At 69.6% G+C, this 19,554-nt stretch carries 20 protein-coding genes; 8 read left to right on the top strand and 12 right to left on the bottom strand.

Annotated features, from left to right (window positions below; all coding sequences use genetic code 11):
* The first annotated feature begins 37 nt into the window (after positions 1-37).
* The gene (locus tag ABLE94_RS07790) at positions 38-1,105 is read left to right on the top strand and encodes a lytic transglycosylase domain-containing protein (protein WP_348808617.1); all 1,068 of its coding nucleotides are present in this window, start codon (positions 38-40) and stop codon (positions 1,103-1,105) included.
* A 94-nt stretch (positions 1,106-1,199) separates the two neighbouring features.
* Positions 1,200-2,345: an Mrp/NBP35 family ATP-binding protein gene (locus ABLE94_RS07795; RefSeq protein WP_348808502.1), complete on the top strand. Its 1,146-nt coding sequence runs from the start codon at positions 1,200-1,202 to the stop codon at positions 2,343-2,345.
* 34 nt (positions 2,346-2,379) lie between these two features.
* On the opposite strand, the gene tatB is transcribed toward ABLE94_RS07795, so the two are convergent.
* From tatB to sigE, 4 genes are all read right to left on the bottom strand, one after another.
* Positions 2,380-2,880 (bottom strand): Sec-independent protein translocase protein TatB, encoded by a 501-nt coding sequence (tatB, locus tag ABLE94_RS07800; RefSeq protein ID WP_348808503.1) that lies wholly within the window; start codon positions 2,878-2,880, stop codon positions 2,380-2,382.
* A 25-nt stretch (positions 2,881-2,905) separates the two neighbouring features.
* On the bottom strand, positions 2,906-4,408 hold the full coding sequence (locus ABLE94_RS07805; protein ID WP_348808504.1) for a S1C family serine protease: 1,503 nt from the start codon (positions 4,406-4,408) through the stop codon (positions 2,906-2,908).
* 171 nt (positions 4,409-4,579) lie between these two features.
* Positions 4,580-5,203, bottom strand: coding sequence for a zf-HC2 domain-containing protein (locus tag ABLE94_RS07810; protein ID WP_348808505.1), 624 nt, complete (start codon positions 5,201-5,203; stop codon positions 4,580-4,582).
* Positions 5,204-5,352: 149 nt separating this feature from the next.
* Positions 5,353-6,042: an RNA polymerase sigma factor SigE gene (gene sigE, locus ABLE94_RS07815; RefSeq protein WP_348808506.1), complete on the bottom strand. Its 690-nt coding sequence runs from the start codon at positions 6,040-6,042 to the stop codon at positions 5,353-5,355.
* 269 nt (positions 6,043-6,311) lie between these two features.
* Here sigE and ABLE94_RS07820 point away from each other — a divergent pair, with 269 nt between their 5' ends.
* Positions 6,312-6,962, top strand: a complete 651-nt coding sequence (locus ABLE94_RS07820) for an O-methyltransferase (RefSeq protein ID WP_348808507.1) — start codon at positions 6,312-6,314, stop codon at positions 6,960-6,962.
* A gap of 47 nt (positions 6,963-7,009) precedes the next feature.
* Here ABLE94_RS07820 and manB read toward each other — a convergent pair whose 3' ends face one another.
* Genes manB through rfbD form a run of 3 tightly spaced genes read right to left on the bottom strand, consistent with a single transcriptional unit; the run spans position 7,010 to position 10,050 of the window.
* Positions 7,010-8,080, bottom strand: a complete 1,071-nt coding sequence (gene manB, locus ABLE94_RS07825; RefSeq protein ID WP_348808618.1) for a mannose-1-phosphate guanylyltransferase — start codon at positions 8,078-8,080, stop codon at positions 7,010-7,012.
* A 56-nt stretch (positions 8,081-8,136) separates the two neighbouring features.
* Positions 8,137-9,048, bottom strand: a complete 912-nt coding sequence (locus ABLE94_RS07830; protein ID WP_348808508.1) for a glycosyltransferase family 2 protein — start codon at positions 9,046-9,048, stop codon at positions 8,137-8,139.
* A 48-nt stretch (positions 9,049-9,096) separates the two neighbouring features.
* Positions 9,097-10,050 carry a dTDP-4-dehydrorhamnose reductase gene (rfbD, locus tag ABLE94_RS07835; protein WP_348808619.1) on the bottom strand — a complete coding sequence of 318 codons (954 nt, stop codon included), beginning with the start codon at positions 10,048-10,050 and terminating at the stop codon, positions 9,097-9,099.
* A gap of 263 nt (positions 10,051-10,313) precedes the next feature.
* On the opposite strand from rfbD, the gene ABLE94_RS07840 reads away from it, so the two are divergent.
* The 3 genes from ABLE94_RS07840 (at position 10,314) to ABLE94_RS07850 (ending at position 13,668) form a co-directional block, all read left to right on the top strand.
* Complete coding sequence (locus tag ABLE94_RS07840; RefSeq protein WP_348808509.1) at positions 10,314-12,446, top strand: LCP family protein; 2,133 nt, start codon at positions 10,314-10,316, stop codon at positions 12,444-12,446.
* 13 nt (positions 12,447-12,459) lie between these two features.
* Positions 12,460-13,179 (top strand): TIGR03089 family protein, encoded by a 720-nt coding sequence (locus tag ABLE94_RS07845; RefSeq protein WP_348802528.1) that lies wholly within the window; start codon positions 12,460-12,462, stop codon positions 13,177-13,179.
* A gap of 102 nt (positions 13,180-13,281) precedes the next feature.
* Complete coding sequence (locus ABLE94_RS07850; RefSeq protein ID WP_348802529.1) at positions 13,282-13,668, top strand: nitroreductase family deazaflavin-dependent oxidoreductase; 387 nt, start codon at positions 13,282-13,284, stop codon at positions 13,666-13,668.
* A gap of 24 nt (positions 13,669-13,692) precedes the next feature.
* Here ABLE94_RS07850 and purE read toward each other — a convergent pair whose 3' ends face one another.
* Complete coding sequence (gene purE, locus ABLE94_RS07855; RefSeq protein ID WP_348802530.1) at positions 13,693-14,235, bottom strand: 5-(carboxyamino)imidazole ribonucleotide mutase; 543 nt, start codon at positions 14,233-14,235, stop codon at positions 13,693-13,695.
* Positions 14,235-15,521, bottom strand: a complete 1,287-nt coding sequence (locus tag ABLE94_RS07860) for a 5-(carboxyamino)imidazole ribonucleotide synthase (RefSeq protein ID WP_425476162.1) — start codon at positions 15,519-15,521, stop codon at positions 14,235-14,237. The genes purE and ABLE94_RS07860 overlap by 1 nt, the downstream gene beginning before the upstream one ends.
* A gap of 78 nt (positions 15,522-15,599) precedes the next feature.
* Here ABLE94_RS07860 and ABLE94_RS07865 point away from each other — a divergent pair, with 78 nt between their 5' ends.
* The gene (locus ABLE94_RS07865) at positions 15,600-16,160 is read left to right on the top strand and encodes a GtrA family protein (RefSeq protein ID WP_348802532.1); all 561 of its coding nucleotides are present in this window, start codon (positions 15,600-15,602) and stop codon (positions 16,158-16,160) included.
* Here ABLE94_RS07865 and ABLE94_RS07870 read toward each other — a convergent pair.
* Genes ABLE94_RS07870 through ABLE94_RS07880 form a run of 3 tightly spaced genes read right to left on the bottom strand, consistent with a single transcriptional unit; the run spans position 16,132 to position 18,794 of the window.
* Positions 16,132-17,511 (bottom strand): HAMP domain-containing sensor histidine kinase, encoded by a 1,380-nt coding sequence (locus ABLE94_RS07870; RefSeq protein ID WP_348802533.1) that lies wholly within the window; start codon positions 17,509-17,511, stop codon positions 16,132-16,134. The two genes, ABLE94_RS07865 and ABLE94_RS07870, sit on opposite strands and share 29 nt — an antisense overlap.
* An 18-nt stretch (positions 17,512-17,529) precedes the next feature.
* The gene (locus tag ABLE94_RS07875; protein WP_348802534.1) at positions 17,530-18,207 is read right to left on the bottom strand and encodes a response regulator transcription factor; all 678 of its coding nucleotides are present in this window, start codon (positions 18,205-18,207) and stop codon (positions 17,530-17,532) included.
* The gene (locus ABLE94_RS07880) at positions 18,204-18,794 is read right to left on the bottom strand and encodes a PH domain-containing protein (protein WP_348802535.1); all 591 of its coding nucleotides are present in this window, start codon (positions 18,792-18,794) and stop codon (positions 18,204-18,206) included. The genes ABLE94_RS07875 and ABLE94_RS07880 overlap by 4 nt, the downstream gene beginning before the upstream one ends.
* 119 nt (positions 18,795-18,913) lie before the next feature.
* Here ABLE94_RS07880 and ABLE94_RS07885 point away from each other — a divergent pair, with 119 nt between their 5' ends.
* On the top strand, positions 18,914-19,534 hold the full coding sequence (locus ABLE94_RS07885) for a DUF6069 family protein (RefSeq protein ID WP_348803184.1): 621 nt from the start codon (positions 18,914-18,916) through the stop codon (positions 19,532-19,534).
* The last annotated feature ends 20 nt before the right edge of the window (positions 19,535-19,554 follow it).

Here is a 19,554-nt window from a genome sequence, read left to right on the forward strand (position 1 = left end):
CCCACGCTGCGACTTCCTCCCGGGGTGGACGGCGATGATGGCACCACGGCCCCTACGGCTACGCCGAGGACCGCGAGGCCGTACCGTCGTCACCCGCCGCACCGCCTCGGTCGGCGTCGGCGCCGCGCTGGTCGGTGCGATGATCCTCGGAGCCGCCACCTCCAGCGCACATGACGGTGCGATCCCGGTGGCAGCCGCGCCCGAGGCGCCCGTCGAGGTCGCCGCGGTGGCCGCGGGTCAGCCGGTGGCCCTGCTGGGTTTCGCTCCCCCCGCCGCGCAGACCGCCGCCCCGTCGGTGGCCCCGCAGTTCCGTATCGCCGCCGACCTCCCGTCCGGTCCGCTCGGAATCCCCGGCGTCGTCCTGCAGGCCTACAAACTCGCCGCCAACCGCGTGGCATCCGAGAGCGGCGCCTGCAAACTGCCGTGGTTCCTCCTCGCCGGCATCGGACGCATCGAGTCCAATCATGCGAGCAACGGTTCGGTCGACCAGTACGGCACGACGATCAACCCGATCGCCGGACCGGTCCTCGACGGTTCGCTCGCCGGCAATCAGGTCATCCGCGACACCGACGGCGGCCGGGTCGACGGCGACGCGAGCCATGACCGTGCGATGGGCCCCATGCAGTTCATCCCGAGCACCTGGGCCGCCTGGGGCAGTGACGCCAACGGCGACGGCAAGGCCGATCCGAACAACGTCTTCGATGCCACCTACTCCGCGGGCCGCTACCTGTGCGCCGGCGTCACCGACATCATGGCCGACGGCCACAAGGTGGCCGCGGTGATGCGTTACAACCACTCTGTCGAGTACGCCGAGAACGTCCTGGCCTGGGCTGCGGCGTATGCCACCGGCGTCATGCCGACCAACCCCATTCCCGAGATGCGCCGGCCCGCCTCCTCGTCCTCGTCGTCGAGCCCGAGTTCGGCGTCACGGCCGTCACCGGGATCACCGAGCGGGCCGTCGTCGTCCCCGTCGGCACCGAGTACCACCACGCCGACCCAGCAGTGCCTCGGCATGCTGTGCCTGCCGCCCGGGATCACCATCCCGGGTCAGCCCGCCCCACAAACCACGCAGGCCCCGACGCCGCGCACCACCCCGGCACGGTGACCACAGGGCTCCGCCCACAGTGACGACAGGGCTCCGCCCACAGGACCACAGGGCTCCGGGCCCGCCGTCGCCACCACTGGTTAAGCTGGCTGGGATGACTACTGGAGTGTCCCCCACCGAATCCGCGATCCGTGCGGCCCTGTCGAAGGTCCGCGATCCGGAGATCGGCAAACCGCTCACCGACCTGGGCATGGTCAAGTCGGTGACGATCAACGACGATGCCAGCGTCGACATCACGGTGTATCTCACCACCTCCGGCTGCCCGATGCGCACCGAGATCAGCGGACGCGTCGAGACCGCCGTCGCCGACGTGCCGGGAGTCGGCGCGGTCCGCGTCGAGCTCGATGTGATGGACGACGAACAACGGTCCGAACTCCGCAAGAAGCTCCGCGGCGACTCCGCCGAACCGGTGATCCCGTTCGCCCAGCCCGGCTCGCTGACCCGGGTCTACGCGGTCGCCTCGGGCAAGGGCGGGGTGGGTAAGTCGTCGGTGACGGTGAACCTGGCGTGTGCGCTCGCCGAGCGGGGATTGTCGGTCGGCGTGCTCGACGCGGACATCTACGGCCATTCGGTGCCCCGGATGCTCGGCAGCGACGCCAAACCGACCCAGGTCGAGAAGATGATCATGCCGCCGATCAGCCACGACGTGAAGTTCATCTCGATCGGCCAGTTCACCAACGACAACACCCCGGTCACCTGGCGCGGACCGATGCTGCACCGAGCGCTGCAGCAGTTCCTCGCCGACGTCTACTGGGGCGACCTCGACGTGCTCCTGCTCGATCTGCCGCCCGGCACCGGCGACGTCGCGATCTCGATCGCGCAACTCATCCCGGGCGCGGAGATCCTGGTAGTCACCACCCCGCAGCAGGCGGCCGCCGAGGTCGCCGAACGGGCCGGTGCGATCGCACTGCAGACCCGCCAGAAGATCCTCGGCGTCGTCGAGAACATGTCCTGGATGGAGTTGCCCGACGGCACCCGGATCGAGCCCTTCGGCTCCGGCGGCGGGCAAACGGTCGCCGACCGGCTTACGCGCATGGTGGGCGCGGAAGTGCAACTACTCGGACAGATCCCGCTCGAGACCGCCCTGCGTGAAGGCGGCGACGCCGGGGCCCCGGTGGTGCTCTCGGCTCCCGAGTCGGCGTCGGGTTCGGCCCTGCGCGCCATCGCCGATAAACTGGCGGTCCGTCGCCGGGGCCTGGCCGGGATGAGTCTCGGGATCGACACCACCCGTCACGCCTGATCGCCCTCGCCCGAAGGTCCTCTCGGCCGACGAATCAGGTTGCGTCCCAATCGGTGACGCTGCGATTGCCCCGCGCCGTCGCATGACCGGAATCCGATGCCGGGGCGCCGGAGTCCAATGAGGGCGAGGCCGATGAGGGCGACGGTGTGGTCGGCGTGGCGGATTCCGGCCCCGCCGGCATCGCCTTGGACACCGGCTTGATGGTGGGCGGTTCGGTCGCCGAACGCAGGGTCGACCCGACGCTGTCGAATGTGGAGAACACCGACTCGTCGCCGTTCAAGAGGTGTTTGGTGACCAGTGATCGGGGTGTCATCCCGCGCAGCTCGTTCAGATCGGCGAGGGGCTTGCGCAGGTCGTCGAAGTCGGTGCCGAGTTCGTTCTTGAGGCTGTCGGTGGCGCCGGTGGCGTAGTCGCGCGCCTTGCGGACCGACTGCATCGTCCAGCTGATGGCGCCGGGCAGCCGTTCGGGGCCGAGGATCACCAGCGCAGCCGCGATGAGGATGAAGATCTCTCCCCAGCCCACGCTGTCGAACATGACGCTTCTCCGATCCCGCGAGCTGTCAGTCGCTGCCGGGCGTGATGGTGCCGTCGAACGTGCGCCCGTCCCGCCAGTAGGTGAACTTCACCGGTTCACCGATCTTCGCCGTTCGCACCGCGACCGTCAATTCATCGGCGCTCTCGATGGACCGACCGTTGAACGACACGATGACGTCGTTCTCGCGGACCCCGGCGCGGTCGGCGGGACCGCCGGCGACGACGTTGCGGACCTCCGCGCCCAGGACGCGATCGTTGCGTACCGAACTCGCGTTGACCCCGATCTGCGGGTGGTTCACCTTGCCGTCGCGGATCAGTGCCTGCGCGATCGGGACGGCGTCGTCGATGGGGATCGCGAATCCGAGTCCCACCGAACCGCCACTGCCGGATCGGATCGCGGTGTTGATCCCGACCACCTGGGAGCGCATGTTCACCAGCGGGCCACCCGAGTTGCCCGGGTTGATCGCGGCGTCGGTCTGGATGGCGTCGATCACCGCGTCGGTGTCGGATTCGGCATCCGGACGCAAGGGCACCGCGCGGTGCAATGCGCTCACGATGCCGGTGGTGACCGTGCGGTCCAGTCCCAGCGGCGACCCGAAGGCGACGACGCCCTCACCGATCTGCAGGTCGTCGGAGTTCCCGAGCTGCGCGACGGTCAGGTTCGCGACGTTGTCCACCTTGAGGACCGCGAGATCGGTGCGGGGATCCCGGCCGGCGATGCGGGCGGGAACCCGATTGCGGTCGAAGAACACCACCTCGAGTTTCGCGTTGCGATCCGATGCGGCCAGTGACACCACGTGGTTGTTGGTGAGGATGTAGCCCTCCCGGTCGATCACGAATCCAGAGCCGGTTGCCGAGCCGTCGCTGAGTCGCACGTCGATGGCGACCACCGACTTCTCCACCGACTGCGCGACCGCGGCGACATCCGACCGCGGGGCCTGGCCGCCGTCGTCGCCGGTGGACAATTCGACGGTGTCGCTGTTCAGCGGTGCGGCGACCTCGGCGGTGAAGCGACCCATCAGGCCACCGACGACGCCGATGAGCAGGGCGATCACCGCAAGGGTGGCGAGTGCATGCCACGCCACCCGGCGCCCGAACAGCACGTCGCGGAGGCCCAGTGTGGGGCCGGCCACGGTCGGCGTCGGCGACGTGGCGGCGGCGACCGCGGGTCCGTCGAGGACGACGGGACTGTCGGGATTGCGCCACGGGTCCGGCGGCGACTCCGGCTCGGCGGGCTCCCCGAAGGAGGCGAGTGGGTCACGTTGGAGCGTCTCGGCGCTGCCGTCCGGTCGGCCGAAGGCCTCGGCCAGCACCGGATCGGGTGCGGCGACCTGCGGCTGTGGCTTCCGGTCGCGGTCCCGGCCGGCCGCGAACGATCCCGCGACGCCGTTCGGGCGGCCGAAGATCGCGGCAGTGGCCGGTGATACCGGGGCGTGTCGCGGCGGCTGCGTCGCAGCGGCGGGGCGAGGCCCGCTCGCATCGGCGGAGTTCGGCTCCGACCACGGACTGGGCCCGGATGTCGCTGCCACAGAGCGCTCGGATCCCGCAGCCGCGGAGTCGGCCGGACGTCCGGGATCGCTTGCCGAATTCGGTGTCTCGGCGACGGGTGAGAGGTCGGATCGGTCACCGGGGGAATGGTCACCGGCAGGGACGCCCGTCCGGGTGTCCTCACCCGGACCGTGTTGATCAGAGGCCACGTGTCAGCGGCTCCGCCAACGCTGGATTCGACCCCGGGTCATCGGCGGCGCGGGAACCGACACCGCCTCGCCGGACGGTGACATCGGCGGCCCGCCACGGTGGCCGGTCGAGGGATTGTGCGCCCCAGGATTGTGCGCCCCGGGATTGTGGGCCGCATCCGGCCGGCCGGGGCGGCGCTCGTCGAGTGCGGGGGCGCCCTCGGCGCTCATGTCGAACTCCCGGGTCGGGATCTGGCTCAGTTGCCCGAGCAGGCCCGACGGGATCGCCATGGTCCCCGACGACCGCAACCGGGTGCGGGCGGCGGCCTGTGCGTCGACGGCGGCGACGCATTCGTGGCACATGGCCAGATGGTGGGTCGCCCGCATCTGGGCGGTCATCCCGAGCTCGCCGTCGACGAATGCCGCGACGGCCTCGGGGGCGAGGTGCTGGGTGGGAGCGAAACGGCGCTCTCGGGGTGCGGCGGGACGACGCACGGGAGCGAACGACGACGCCGCCGGAGCCCACGCGGACGGCCCCCAGGACCGCCGACGACGCAGATTCGCGGGAAGGTCGGGCTGTCCGGTTCCGGATCCATCGCCGCCGGGCCATTCACCCGGGCCGGGTTGCCGTCGCTGGCCGTCCATCATCGCCCTCTTTCACCCCTTCCCGTCAGGTCTGTTGCTGTCAGGTCTGCGTGGTACCGCGCCCCCGAAGGGCCTGGCGGTCACCCAGCCTACCGAATTCGCCAACGATTCAGGAGAGCCCGGGGTTCCCGATCCGGCAATCCCGACACGGGTCAATGACCCGGATTGCCGACGGCGACCGACCGCCGATCGACGTGACCGTTGGCGAGGAGGTGATCACGAATCGTCTGTCTGCCGCGGTGGATTCGACTGCGCACCGTCCCCAGTTTGACGCCCAGGGTGGCGGCGATCTCCTCATAGGACAGGCCTTCGATGTCACACAGGACCACCGCGGCCCGGAACTCGGGGCTCAGCGAATCGAGTGCCGCCTGCAGATCCGCGTCGAGGTATGCATCGGCGTAGACCTGCTGCGGATCGGGCGTGTCGGCGGGTACCCGGTCGTACTCCTCGGGCAGGGCTTCCATGCGGATCTTGCTGCGACGCCGGACCATGTCCAGGAACAGGTTGGTGGTGATGCGGTGCAACCAGCCCTCGAACGTGCCGGGGCGATAGTTCGACAACGAGCGGAACACCCGGATGAAGGTCTCCTGGGTGAGGTCCTCGGCGTCGTGCTGGTTTCCCGACAGCCGGTAGGCCAGCCGGTACACGCGATCGGCGTGCTCGCGGACCAGTTCATCCCATGACGGCATGAACATGTCATTTCCGGTGGCATCGAATCCCGCGGTTCCACCGGGCACACCGGCATCCGATCCCGTGGACCCGCCCAAGGCTATTCCCGCGGATTCGGTGTCGACGGCCGCGGCCGAGGAGTCCTCATGGTCGGTCGCCTGGAATGTGGTCATCGTGTGTGGCCGGTCCCCTTCTCGCAACACCAGTGGCACTCGTGGGTGATATTCACCATGCCGAACCGTTGCGACGCCCACCTTATTCCCGCAGCGTCCGGCGCGGTGATCTCAGCCTCTCCTACCGCAGTGTGGTCGTCGTATGATGCGGCTGAGTGTTCACTGAGGAAGTCGGAGCGGACGGACTTTCGGATGGTCCCACCCGTAAGTCCCCCACATTCGGGCGTGCCCCGGCGTCGGTCGGGCGGGGCGTGTCTAACCTGGGGAGAATGACCGGTACACAGCCGAGCGACCCGCGGATGGCACTCATCGACTACGCCGAGTCGGCCATCGTCGAGGACGACGCCCTCGCCGCGGCCCGTCTTCGTGCGGCCGAACTCGGCACCGAACCGGTCAGTCCGGCGGTCGGAGCACTCCTGGCGATGCTGGCGCGTCTCGTCGACGCACGCGCCGTCGCCGAGATCGGCACCGGGACCGGGGTGAGCGGCCTGTGGCTGTTGGCCGGGATGGCCGCCGACGGCGTGCTCACCACCATCGATCCGGAACTCGAACATCACCGTGCGGCACGCGCATCGTTTGCCGGCGGCGACATAGCACCCGGACGTACCCGACTGATCAACGGCACACCGCGTGAGGTGTTGCCCCGCCTGTCCGACAACTCCTACGACCTGGTCTTCATCGACGGACCGCGCCTCGACCTGCCGCGTTTCGTCAACGAGTCGATCCGGATGCTGCGCCCGGGCGGGGCCCTGGTGATCCACGACGCCGCCGCCGGCGGGGCGGTCGCAGACCCGGCCCGCACCGATCCGATGACCAGCGCCGCCCGCGAGGCCGCCCTGCTGGTCGCCGACGACGACCGCCTCCTGCCGGTGGTGATCCCTCTCGGTCCGGGCGTGCTGGCCGCAGCCAAGGCCCGCTGAGGACGACGCCCGGTCCCGGACCATCGGGATCTCGGGAAACCGACCGCTCAGACGTCGGTCGAGAAGCGGACCCCACCGTCGGGCAGTTGCACCCCGGGCCAGACCCGCGCACCGCGGAGCAGTTCACAGCGGGCGCCGACGTCGGCGCCGTCACCGATCACCGTGTCCCGCACCAGGGCCCGCGGCCCGATCCGTGCGCCGAACCCGACGATGCTGCGTTCGACGACCGCGCCGGCTTCGATGACCGCACCGTCGAAGATCACCGCGCCGTCCAGACGTGCCCGCGGCCCGATCTCCGCCCCGCGGCCCACGACGCTCCCGCCGATCAGGAGTGCTCCCGGGGCGATGCCGGCCCCCTCGTGCACCAGCGATTCACCGTGACGATCGCCGAGTGCCGGCGACGGGGCGATGCCGCGGACGAGGTCGGCCGATCCGCGCACGAAGTCCTCCGGGGTGCCCATGTCACGCCAGTAGCTGTTGTCGACGTAGGCGTGGATGTGGCGGCCCTCGGCCAGCAGCGACGGAAACACCTCGCGTTCCACCGAGACCTCGCGACCGGCGGGGATCTCCTCGATCACCGAGCGGCTGAACACGTAGGTTCCGGCGTTGATCTGGTCGGTCGGCGGGTCCTGGGTCTTCTCCAGGAACGCCGTGACCCGCCCGGTGTCGTCGGTGGGGACCGAGCCGAAGGCACGGGGGTCGGACACCCGCACCAGATGCAGGGTGACGTCGGCCTGCGCCTCACGATGGGTGGCCACGACATGGCGGATGTCGGTGCCGCCGAGGACATCACCGTTGAACACCACGATGGTCGACGCGGTGAGCTCGTCGAGGACGTTACGGATACCACCACCGGTACCGAGCGGTTCCTCCTCGGTGACGTAGCGGATCTGCAGGTCCAGTTTCGATCCGTCCCCGTAGTACTCGGAGAAGGTCTGCGCCTTGAACGAGGTTCCCAGGATGACGTCGCGGATACCGGCGGCCCGGATGCGGGAGAGCATGTGCGTCAGGAACGGCAGACCGGCCACCGGCAGCATCGGTTTGGGCGCCGAGAGCGTCAGGGGACGCAACCGCGTGCCCTTGCCGCCCACCAGGATGACCGCCTGGACGTCGGACATGTCGACATCGGGTACCGCACCCGGCACCGGCGTCGGGTTGTTGACCGCGAAATACGTCATGGGGATTTCCTCTCCGCAGGGGGTTGGTCGGCACGGGATTGAACACGGGTGGAGTCGGAGCGTGCCGCCCGCACGGCGAGCGCCGATCGGACGGCCAGGCCCGCTCGCAGCCCCCAGCGGAGCGGCGCACGCCACACGCCGGGGTGGCGGTCGGCCTGAAAACGGTAGGCACTGCGATGGTGCGCGGGCAGCATCGTCTCGGGGCGTTTGTCGGCGCTGTGCCCCTTGGCGTGGACGACCTCGGCGCCGGGGACGTAGACGTTGAGCCACCCGGCTCGGCCCAGCCGGTCACCGAGATCGACGTCCTCCATGTACATGAAGTAGCGCTCATCGAATCCGGAGATCGCATCAAAAGCGTTGCGCCGCACCAACAGACACGATCCGGAGAGCCAGCCGACGGGACGCTCGCCGGGTTCGATGTCATCGGCCCGGTAGGCGGCGGTCCACGGATTGGACTTCCAGATCCCGCCCAGCAGGGCGTGTCCGGTGCCCGACACCAGGTCGGGAACGCGGCGGGCCGACGGGTAGACCGAGCCATCCGGGTCGCGGATCAGCGGCCCGAGCGAACCCGCCCGTGGCCAGCGCGCGGCCGCCGCGACGAGTTCGTCGATCGCCCCCGGCGACCATTCCACGTCGGGGTTGGCGATGACGATGAACTCGACGTCGTCGTCGATCGCGGCCACTGCCCGGTTGATCGCCCCGCCGTAGCCAATGTTGCCGCCGGTGTGGATCAGGGTGACGTTGGCGTGTTCGCGTTCGGCGGCCTCGGGTGCCCCGTCGCCCGATCCGTTGTCGGCGATGATCACCGGCGGCAGCGTGGACGTCGCATGGGTGAGGCTCTTGAGAAAGGCGTGCAGGTGATCACCGGACCAATAGGTCACGGTCACCACGGCCAGCTTCGACGTCACCGGGTCAGCGTAGCGGGCGGCCGCCGCACGTCACACCGGCTGCGCGGGTTACCCGGAACCTGTGGTAGAGGTCACCGCGGCCCTCACCGCCGCGGACCACTCGCGCAGCGGTGTCAGACCCGCGCGTTCCCACGCCCGGGCGGACAGCACCGAATACGCCGGCCGGGGCGCCGGGCGCGGGAAGTCGTCGGTGCTGCAGGGCCGCACCCGGTCCGGGTCGGCACCCACCAGGGTGAACACCTCCCGCGCGACGTCGTACCAGGTGGCCGCACCGGTGTTGGTGGCATGCAGGATCTTCCCGGCCACCGGCGGCCGGCGACCGCCGGCAACGAGTTCCCACAGCCCGTCGGCAAGGTCGACGGCATAGGTGGGCGACCCTTTCTGGTCGTCGACGACGGTGATCGTGTCGCGGGACCGCTCGAGTCGGCGCATCGTCCCGACGAAATCGGGGCTCTCGGGACCGCCGGTGTACACCCAGGCGGTGCGGACGATCGTCGCGGTCGGGTCGGCGGCCAGGGCGGCGCGTTCACCGGCGAGTTTGCTCGCGCCGTAGACGGTGGCCGGTGGCAGCGAGTCCGCGTCGTCGCCGGGTTCGTACGGCGTGGTGCGCATCGGGCGCTGCACGGCCCCTGGTGCGGCGGTGCCGGCCACCGCGTCGCCGAACACGTAGTCGGTGGACACGTGGATCAGCCACGCGTTCGCCGCTGCGATGGCGTCCGCGAGCAGGCCGGGTGCCACCGCATTGACCGCCCACGCCGCGTCGGCGTCGGATTCGGCCGCATCGACGGCGGTGTAGGCGGCCGTGTTCAGCACGACGTCGCCGGCCCGCAGCGCCGCGAGTACCGAGGCCACCGAGTCCGGGTCGGCCAGGTCGATGTCGGCCGAGGTCAGGGCGCGGATCTCGACACCGTCGGGTGCACGAGTGCGCAACGCGGTACCGAGTTGCCCGGCGGCCCCGAGAATCCAGATCGCGCCCGGTGATGTTCCCTGCGGCGTTCCCATTGGTGTCGCGGCGTCGGCGTCATCGTGCACGCGGACAGTCTGCCCGCAGCGGCCACCGGCGGCCACCGCTGGGGTCCGCACCTCGCCCGGGGTCACACCTCTCACGACGCATCGGCGTTGCACCGTCGACTTCGCGGTCATCTTCAGTAGTCTCGGCGAAGGCAAACCACACCAGAACCGTCAGACACTCGAGTAACGACAGTGCGCATGCGTCTCAGCCGATGCCGACTGTGGTCACCGCGAACGAAAAGGACCGCCCACACGTGGACTCCCGCCCCGACGACGTCCGTCGACGGCCCGACGCCGCCCCACGCGGTGACGCGGCTCGTCCCCGACGCTCGCGGACGGCCTCGGCAGACGCGACGGCCGCCCGCCCACGCCGCGCCGGTGAGTCACCCCGCCGACCCGCACCGGAGGCGACCGGACGGCCCGACCCGACCCACCGGGCCGAACCCGCCGACCGCCCGGACGGTGCGCGGCGTCGACGGCCCCGCCCGCCCGAGGCGGCCGGTCGGCACGACGGCGACCGCCCCGACCGACGGCCCGGCGAGCCCGATGCCCGCCGTCGGCGCCGACCGGCCCCCACCGACACCGAACGCGGCCCCCGACAGCGCACCTCGGGTGAGATCCACACCCGCACGGCGACCCCCGAGTCGCCCCGCCCGCGCAAGCGACGACCGCCGCGGCCCGCCGGCGACGACCCGACGGCCACCACCGAGGCCCGTCCGGGCGGTCGAGACGCGGGTACCCGACCACGGAAGAAGCCGGCACACCCGCGGCCCGACCGGGCGGATCAGGCACCTCCCCGGCCCCGAAAGGCCAAGCCGCACAAGAACTCCACTACCCACGCCGGCGTCGACGAGCCGACCCGCCCGACCGCTCTCATCGACCCGGAGATCCCGCCCGCCGACCCCGACACCGACTCACCCGCCGCACCGCCCCCCACGCCGCCGCGCGGGTGGGCTCGCCTCTCGGGTTTCCGCGGTGGCCGCGCGGCCGCCCGCGGTCTGATCGCCCTGCTGTCGGTCACGGTCCTGCTGTGCACCGGGTACGCCTGGAACAGCATCAACTCGCTGGACTCCGACATCACCCGCCTCGGCGGTCTGGCGCTCGGTGGTCCCGACGACGGTGCCACCGACATCCTGCTGGTCGGCACCGACTCCCGCACCGACGCGAAGGGCAATCCGCTCTCGGCCGAGGAACTGCGCTGGTTGCGCTCCGGTGACGACGTGGCCACCAACACCGACACCATCCTGCTGATCCGGGTGCCCAACGACGGTTCGTCGGCGACCGCCATCTCGATTCCGCGCGACTCCTACGTCGATGTCCCCGGGATCGGGATGAGCAAGATCAACGCCGCCTACGGCACGACCCGTGAGGGTGTCCGGCGCCGCGCAGTCGAGGCCGGTACCCCCGAGGCGCAGGCGGAGAAGGAGGGCACCCAGGCCGGACGCAAGGCACTCATCGACACCGTCGCCAATCTGACCGGCGTCCAGGTCGACCACTACGCCGAGGTCGGACTGCTCGGATTCGTGCTGCTCACCAAGGCGGTCGGCGGGGTCGACGTCTGCCTCAAGGACGCGGTGAACGAACCCTTCTCCGGTGCCCGGTTCCGGGCCGGCCGTCAGACCCTCAACGGACCGCAGGCACTGAGCTTCGTGCGTCAGCGTCACGATCTGCCGCGCGGCGATCTCGACCGGATCACCCGGCAGCAGGCCTACATGGCGTCGCTGACCCAGAAGATCTTGTCTGCGGGCACCCTCGCCGATCCGTCCAAGCTCGCCGAACTGCAGAACGCGGTCTCTCGATCGGTGATCATCGACGACGACTGGGATGTGCTGACCTTCGCCGAACAACTCAAGGACCTCTCCGGTGGTCGCGTGAAGTTCGCGACGATCCCCGTCCTCGATGATCACGGCTGGAGCGACGACGGTCAGCAGAGCGTCGTCACCGTCGACCCGGCCAAGGTGCGCTCGTTCACCAACTCCCTGCTCGATCCGTCACGCAACACCGGCCGCGGCGAGTACACCGTCGACGTGAACAATGCCGGCACCGTCGACGGCCTCGGCGCCAATGTGTCGGGCATCCTGACCGGCAAGGGCTATCAGGCCGGAAAGGTATCGAGCACACCCACCGACGAGCGCGATTCGGCGGTCTATGCGAAGGCCGCCGACGACGCCGGCGCCCTACTACTCGCCAAGGACCTCGGTGGACTGCCGGTGAAGGTCGACACCTCACTCGGCGACCACGAACTGCGTGCCGACCTCACCAACACCTACGGCGGAGTGGGCTCGGTGTCCGACGTCGGCAACGCCTCCACCGCCCCCACCGCCGACGCAGCCGGTACCAACAAGGCGATCACCGCCGGTACCGACGGCCCGACCTGTGTGAACTGAGCCGAGAGCACCGATGACCGACACGACCACCATCACCGCCGCGATTTTCGGCTCGATCGCCGATCACAGCCGTCCCGCGTTGACGTTCTACGATGACGCCACCGGTGAACGCACCGAATTGAGTTGGGCGACACTGGGAAACTGGGCGGCCAAGACCGCCAACCTTCTCGTCGACGAGATCGGCGTGGCCCCCGGGGATGACATCGTGGTGGACCTTCCCGAGCATTGGCAGACCGCGGGCATCCTGCTCGGCGCCTGGTGGGCAGGCGCGCATGTGCACCTGTCCGACGACGCGGCCGACGACCCGCGTGCGGTCTTCACCGATCGCGCCCGCATCGACCGGTATCCCGACGCCGACGAACTGATCGTCGCGCCACTCGATCCGTTCGCGCTGCCGATTCCCGGACTGCCGCCCGGGGTAGGCGACTACGGCAGCCGGGTGCGCATCCACGGCGATCACATGGCAGGACCCGTCCACCGGGGGCCCGCCCTCGACGACCGCGACACCGAGACGGTGCTCGCGTCGGCGGCCGCGGCCGCCCGCGCGGCCGGGATCACCGCCGGATCGCGGGTGTTGTCCACCCGCGAATGGCACACCGCCGACGGCGTCATCGCCAATTTCCTTGCGCCGCTGGTGGTCGGCGCCGGACTGGTGTGGGTGGCACACCCCGACAACGATCAGTCCACGCGTATCCGCACCGAACACGCCACCGTGGTTCTCGACGGACGGTGACTTCGCGTCTCGCCCCAGTCCGCAGGCCACGCCGCGCTTCGGCGAGCACCCCGAATCCCCGGTCACGCCGCCCACGGCCACCCGATGCGGCACAGTGGTGGCATGCAGGTCCCCGCCATCGTGGCCACGATCAACAAGCACGTCACCAATCCGATTCAGCGCCGGTGGGCGCCGCACCTGGCCCCGTGGGCGGTCGTCGTCCACACCGGCCGCCGATCCGGACGCCGGTATGAGACCCCGGTGCTGGCGTGGGTCGACGGCGAGACGATCTCCATCGTCCTCGCCTACGGCCGCGACACCGACTGGGTGCGCAACGTCCTGGCCGCCCCGGGATGTTCGATCATTCGGCGCGACAAGCATTTTCGCCTCGTCCGACCCGGGATCATCCCGGCGGATTCGCCGGATGTGGCGCGCGGTGCCCGGCTGTTCGCCCGCGGCTTCGAGTGGGTACTGAACGGCACCCTCGTCGCCGACACCGGCGCGCAGTAGCCGGGGAGAAAACTCCGCAGGCGGTCAGTCGCCGAGCAGTTGCTGCCGCAGGGCGGTGTCCTTGTCGAGCACGAGCTGCTCGAGGTTGCGCTGGAAGGTCTCCATCCGGGCCCGCAGATCCGGATCCGCCGCGCCCAGGATCCGCACCGCGAGCAGGCCGGCGTTGCGTGCGCCGCCGATCGACACCGTCGCCACCGGCACCCCGGCGGGCATCTGCACGATCGACAGCAGCGAGTCGAGTCCGTCGAGGGTGCGCAACGGCACCGGCACCCCGATCACCGGCAGTGGTGTCGCCGACGCCACCATGCCCGGCAGGTGGGCGGCACCACCGGCACCGGCGATGATGACCTCGATCCCGGCCTCGGCGGCGCCGGTCGCGTAGTCGAGCATGCGCTGGGGCGTACGGTGCGCCGAGATCACCCCGACCTCAAACGGTACGTCGAACTCGGCGAGCGCCTCGGCGGCGAGTTGCATTGTCGGCCAATCGGAATCGCTTCCCATGATCAGGCCGACCCGCGCCCGTGCCGGAGCCTGGTCGCGGTTGTCGGTGTCGCTCACCTCGGTCATCAGTGCCCTTCCCATCCGTCGGTCCACACCGCCGTGGACATCCACTGTGCGGCGCGTTCGGCACGCTCACGCACCGATGCGAGATCCTCGTCGCCGACCCCGACGATATTGACATGCCCGATCTTGCGGTCGGGCCGCTCCCCCTTGCCGTACAAGTGCACCTTGGCGTCTGGCATCCGCGCCATCAGGTGGTGCAGCCGCTCGTCCATCGACATGGTCGGTGCATCGTCGGCGCCGAGGATGTTGGCCATCACGGTGATCGGCGCCCGTGGTGTCGTCGCCCCCAGCGGATAGTCGAGCACCGCGCGCAGATGCTGTTCGAACTGCGAGGTGACCGCGCCGTCCATGGTCCAGTGACCGCTGTTGTGGGGGCGCATCGCCAACTCGTTGACGAGCAGCCCGCCGTCGACGGTCTCGAACAGTTCCATCGCCATCACGCCGACGACGCCGAGCTCATCGGCCAGACCAAGGGCCATCTGCTGGGCCGCCGTGGCGACGTCGGGATCGAGGCCGGGCGCCGGCGCGAGCACGACCGCACATTGGCCCCTGCGCTGAATGGTCTCCACCACCGGCCACGCACCACCCTGGCCGAACGGCGATCGGGCGATCATCGCCGACAATTCCCGGCGCATCGCCACCTTCTGCTCGACGATCAGCTCGGCTCCGGCGCCGACCTGCTCGTCGAACACCGCCAACGCCTCCTCGCGGTCGTCGAGAATCCACACGCCACGACCGTCGTATCCGCCGCGGATCGCCTTGAGGACGACCGCCCAGCGGTGCCGCTCCCCGAAATCGATCAGCAGTGCGCGTGCCGCGTCGGGGTCACCGGTCAGGTCGGCGAAGTCGGGAACCGGCAGGCCAAGCTGCGAGAGCCGCACCCGCATCGCCTGCTTGTCCTGAGCGAAGCGCAACGCCTTCGACGGCGGCAACACCGCGATCCCATCGGCTTCGAGCGCCTGCAGATGCTGCAGTGGAACCCCTTCGTGATCGAAGGTCACCGCCGCGGCCCCGGCGGCGGCGCGGCGCAGATCGCCGAGGTCGTCGTGGGAACCGAGCACCACATTCGCGCTCACCTGGGCGGCCGGGTCGGCGATGCTGCCGGCCAGAACCCGCAGGCACTGGCCGAGCGCGATCGCGGCCTGATGAGTCATCCGGGCCAACTGCCCTCCGCCGATCATGGTGACCGTCGGCATCCCGACGCTCGATCCCGACGGATTCGGGCCGGCACGGTCGGCGCCCGGCGCCGGTGGGGTCGGGTCGTCCTTCGAAGAGCTCACGCGAACCATCGTGGCATGACGGGCATGTCGGACGCATGACCGACCGCGGTGCGGCGGGCATCGACGGGGGCCTTACACTCGTGTCTTGTGCCTTTCATCGACGAGGTGGTAGCCCGCCTACCCGAACCGGTTCGCCGGATGGTGATGCAGCACCACGAACTCATCAAGTTCGCACTCGTCGGTGGCACCACGTTCGTGTTCGACCTCGCGATCTTCTACACGCTGACGTTCACCGTGCTCGGTCCCAAACCGGTCGTCGCCCGTATCATCTCCGGAACTCTGGCGACCATCCTGAGTTACATCCTCAACCGCGAATGGGCCTTCAAGAATCGCGGCGGGCGGGAACGCTCGCACGAGGCCCTGTTGTTCTTCATCATCAGCGGCGTCGGCGTGATCCTGGCGGCGGCACCGTTGTGGCTGGCCAACAACGTCTTCGACCTGCGATCCAACCTGGGGTCGCTGGAATTGGCCGTCGTCGACTTCATCCTCGGCTTCGTCATCGGCAACGTGCTGCAGATGGCGTTCCGGTTCTGGGCACTGCGCAAGTTCGCCTTCCCGGAGGAGAATCTGCGCGGCGGCGACGCCGGGTCCACCGATCTGCACCCCAGCCTCGCCGAACTCAACGATGAGGAACTCGGTCACGCCTGATCGGTGAGCGGGGCGCGGGAGCCGGTTCGGCGCCGTCGGACCCCGACGATGCGGGATCGGCCGACACGCGCGGATCACCGATGTGCCACCCCGACGCCGCGGGCACCACGATGCGGAACACCGGCGGCCGACGATGCGCCAATTCGAGCCGACCACCATCGGCCTCGACCAGCGCGCGGGCCAGTGACAATCCGACCCCGTTGCCGCTACCGCCGGAGAATCCCCGACGGAAGATCAGCTGTGAGAGATCGTCGGGAACGCCGGCACCCTCATCGGTGACGGAGATGCGGATCATGTCGCCGGCGAGGTCGTCGACGGCGATCTCACAGGTGCCACCACCGTGCTGGAGTGCGTTGTCGACGAGCACACTGATGGCCTCCCGCAACCGTCCGGGGCGGGCGCTCAGTGCCGCACCGGACCCGTCGAAGTCCGTCCGGATCTCACGTCCGGCCGCACCGAACGCCGCCCGGAAGTCGCCGACCAGTGTCGTCACCAGTTCACCCACGTCGACCGCCTGCGGATCGCCGGGATCGTCGCGGGAGGCGGCCACCATCTCATCGAGTTCGGCGGAGAGCCGTTCGATCTGGTCCAGACCGGCCTCGGCCTCGCTGACCACCGCCGGATCGTCGTGCAGGGACAGCTCGTCGAGACGGAGCTGGATCGCGGTGAGCCGGCTGCGCAACTGATGCGAGACGTCGCCGACAATCTCCCCCTCACGCTCGAGTCGCACCGCGATCTCGGCGTTGGCATCGCCGAGGGCGCGTGACACCCGGTCGAGTTCGGAGATCCCGTAGGTCGGCCATGCCGACCGGAAGTCGCCGCGTGCCATCGCCGCGGCCCGGTCCGCGAGATCGATCACCGGGTCGGCGATGCGCCCGGCGGTCACCGCGGCCACCAGGGTTCCGGCCGCCAGCGACGACGCAACGACGATGGTGACGATGCCCACCGCCGCGAGCTGATCCTTGCGGACGTCGTCGGCGGGGATCTCCAGCAGCAAGGATCCCGCGTCGCCGAGCCCGATCGAGTCCGAGAGCGCGGGACCGTCGAAGGTCGCCCCGACCGTCCGGTCCTCGGTGGAACCGTCGGCGGTCACATACGTCAGCTTCAGGTGCCCGCCCTCGGGGATCAGTGCTCGCAGGGCCGGCGAATCGAGCAGCTGGGGATCGAGGGTGGCGTCCCGGCCGTCGTCGGTGCGGATGAGCTGATCGGAGATGGATTTCAGCCGGGAGTCCAGCGTCTGATGGGCGTTGTCGGCAACCCACCACCACGCGATCACCGACAGCGGGATGCCCAGGGCGGCACCGACCGCCAGCAACATGGCGACCATGGTGTAGAGAATCCGGCGACGCATGTCAGACCCCGACGACGGCTACGGATCGAACCGGAATCCGACACCGCGCACGGTGACGATGTGGCGTGGGCGATCGCGGCGGTCGTCGCCGATCTTGCGGCGCAACCAGGAGATGTGCATGTCGAGCGTCTTCGACGACCGCAGATCCGCCGAACCCCACACCTCGGTGAGGATCTCGTCACGCCCGATGACCTGCCCGGACCGCTCCATCAAGAATCGCAACAGGTCGAACTCACGGTTGGCCAGGATCAGGTCGGTGCCGTCCAGCGTCACGCGGCGGGCACGCGCATCCAGACGCAGGTCCCCACCCTCGAGGACGACGTCATCGGTGGTCTGACGGCGACGCAGCAGGGCCCGGACACGCGCGAGCAGTTCGGCGAGCCGGAAGGGTTTACCGACGTAGTCGTCGGCGCCGGCGTCGAGCCCGACGACGAAGTCCACCTCGTCGGTGCGGGCGGTGAGCATCAGGACCGCCAATTCCGGTCGGCGCACCCGAACCTGACGGCACACCTCCAGACCGTCCATCTCCGGCAGCCCGAGATCGAGGATCAGCAACTCGAACGATCCCTCGTCGACGCGTTCCAGGGCCGCCGTGCCGGTGCCGACGACCTCACATCCGTAGCCCTCCCGCGCCAGCGCCCGGGCCAGCGGTTCGGCGATCGCGGTGTCGTCCTCGGCGAGCAGTACGTCGGTCATCGGCGTCCCCCTCGAGTGCGCACATCCGCCCCGTCGGCTCCTCCGTCGTCGTCCATGTCGCCTCCGTCGTCGTAATCGTCGTCGGCGTGATCGGCCACGTCGAGGACCTCGTGGTAGAGCAGCGCGTGCACCTTCTCGACCTGCGGGATGTCGTCGAACGACAGCGGATCGTCCGACGCCGATTCGATGACGAGGGTGCCGGTGCGCAGTATCCGGTCGATCGGACCGTGACGGAACTCGACGGTGTTGATCCGTCGGATCGGGATGTCGATGCCGGAGCGGGTCAGGACGCCGTTGCGGAAGATCACCCGACGATCGGTCAGCACGAAATGCGTGGTCTTCCAGGAGATCAGCGGGCGTAGGAAGAACCAGATCGCCGCGGCCGCCCACAGCACCGCCACCACCAGGTAGGCGATCAACGCACCGATGGACGCCAATGACGACGCCTCGATGAGACCGGCCAGCACCCCGGCGACGGCCGTGGCGAGGATGAACAGCAGAAACGGTCCCAGCAGGCACTTCCAGTGGGGATGTCGATGCAGCACGATCCGCTCACCGGGGGCCAGGTTTTCCCGCGGGTAGGCCATGGCAGCAAGCATAGGCGTGGCGCGGACGCTCTCACCCGGCGACCGTCGACCCACCGGGACCCGCCGGCGCAGCCGGTAGAATGACGCAGACCACAGCGACCACCGGCGCAGGAGCACTCATGACCTACCGCGATCCCCGCGATCCCCGCACCGCGAAGTACGAGCCCGGGTACGCACCCCAGTCGCGCGCCTACAGTCAGCAGGATCCGTCGTACCACCCGACCTCCGGCGGCGAGCCGTCCCCTTACGACCAGACCCGCTACGACCAGGGCGGATACCAGCAACCGGCTCCCGCGCGGCCACGGAAGAAGGTCGGCCCGGATATCTCGCCCGGCATGTTCGTCGGTGGTGTGGTGATGACCGGCGTGGTGACCGGACTCGCCGCATGGCTGGTCGCGTGGATCATCCGGGCGATCGTCGACCGGGTGAACGCGGCCGGCCAGTTCGGCGTGTGGAACCCGGTGGCCCAGGATCCGCTGTGGTTTGCGGTCGTCGGATTCCTGGTGGCCCTGGCCGGCGGTGCACTCTGGTATGTCCTGCAGATCATCACGCCATCACCTGACCAGTTCTATCGCTGGGTGGTGGGTCTGCTCATCGCCGCCGCGGTCGTGGTCCCGCTGGTGCTGTCGGCACAGTTCTCCGTCGGCCTCGGTACCGCGATCATGCACCTGATGATCGGACTGCCCGTCCTGTCCCTGATCCCGGCGATGGGTCACAAGAGCCGCAGCACGGCACGCTGAACGCATTCGCCCGGGGTCGG

Source organism: Gordonia sp. VNK1 (assembly GCF_040049135.1).
Classification (GTDB): Bacteria; Actinomycetota; Actinomycetes; order Mycobacteriales; family Mycobacteriaceae; genus Gordonia; species Gordonia oleivorans.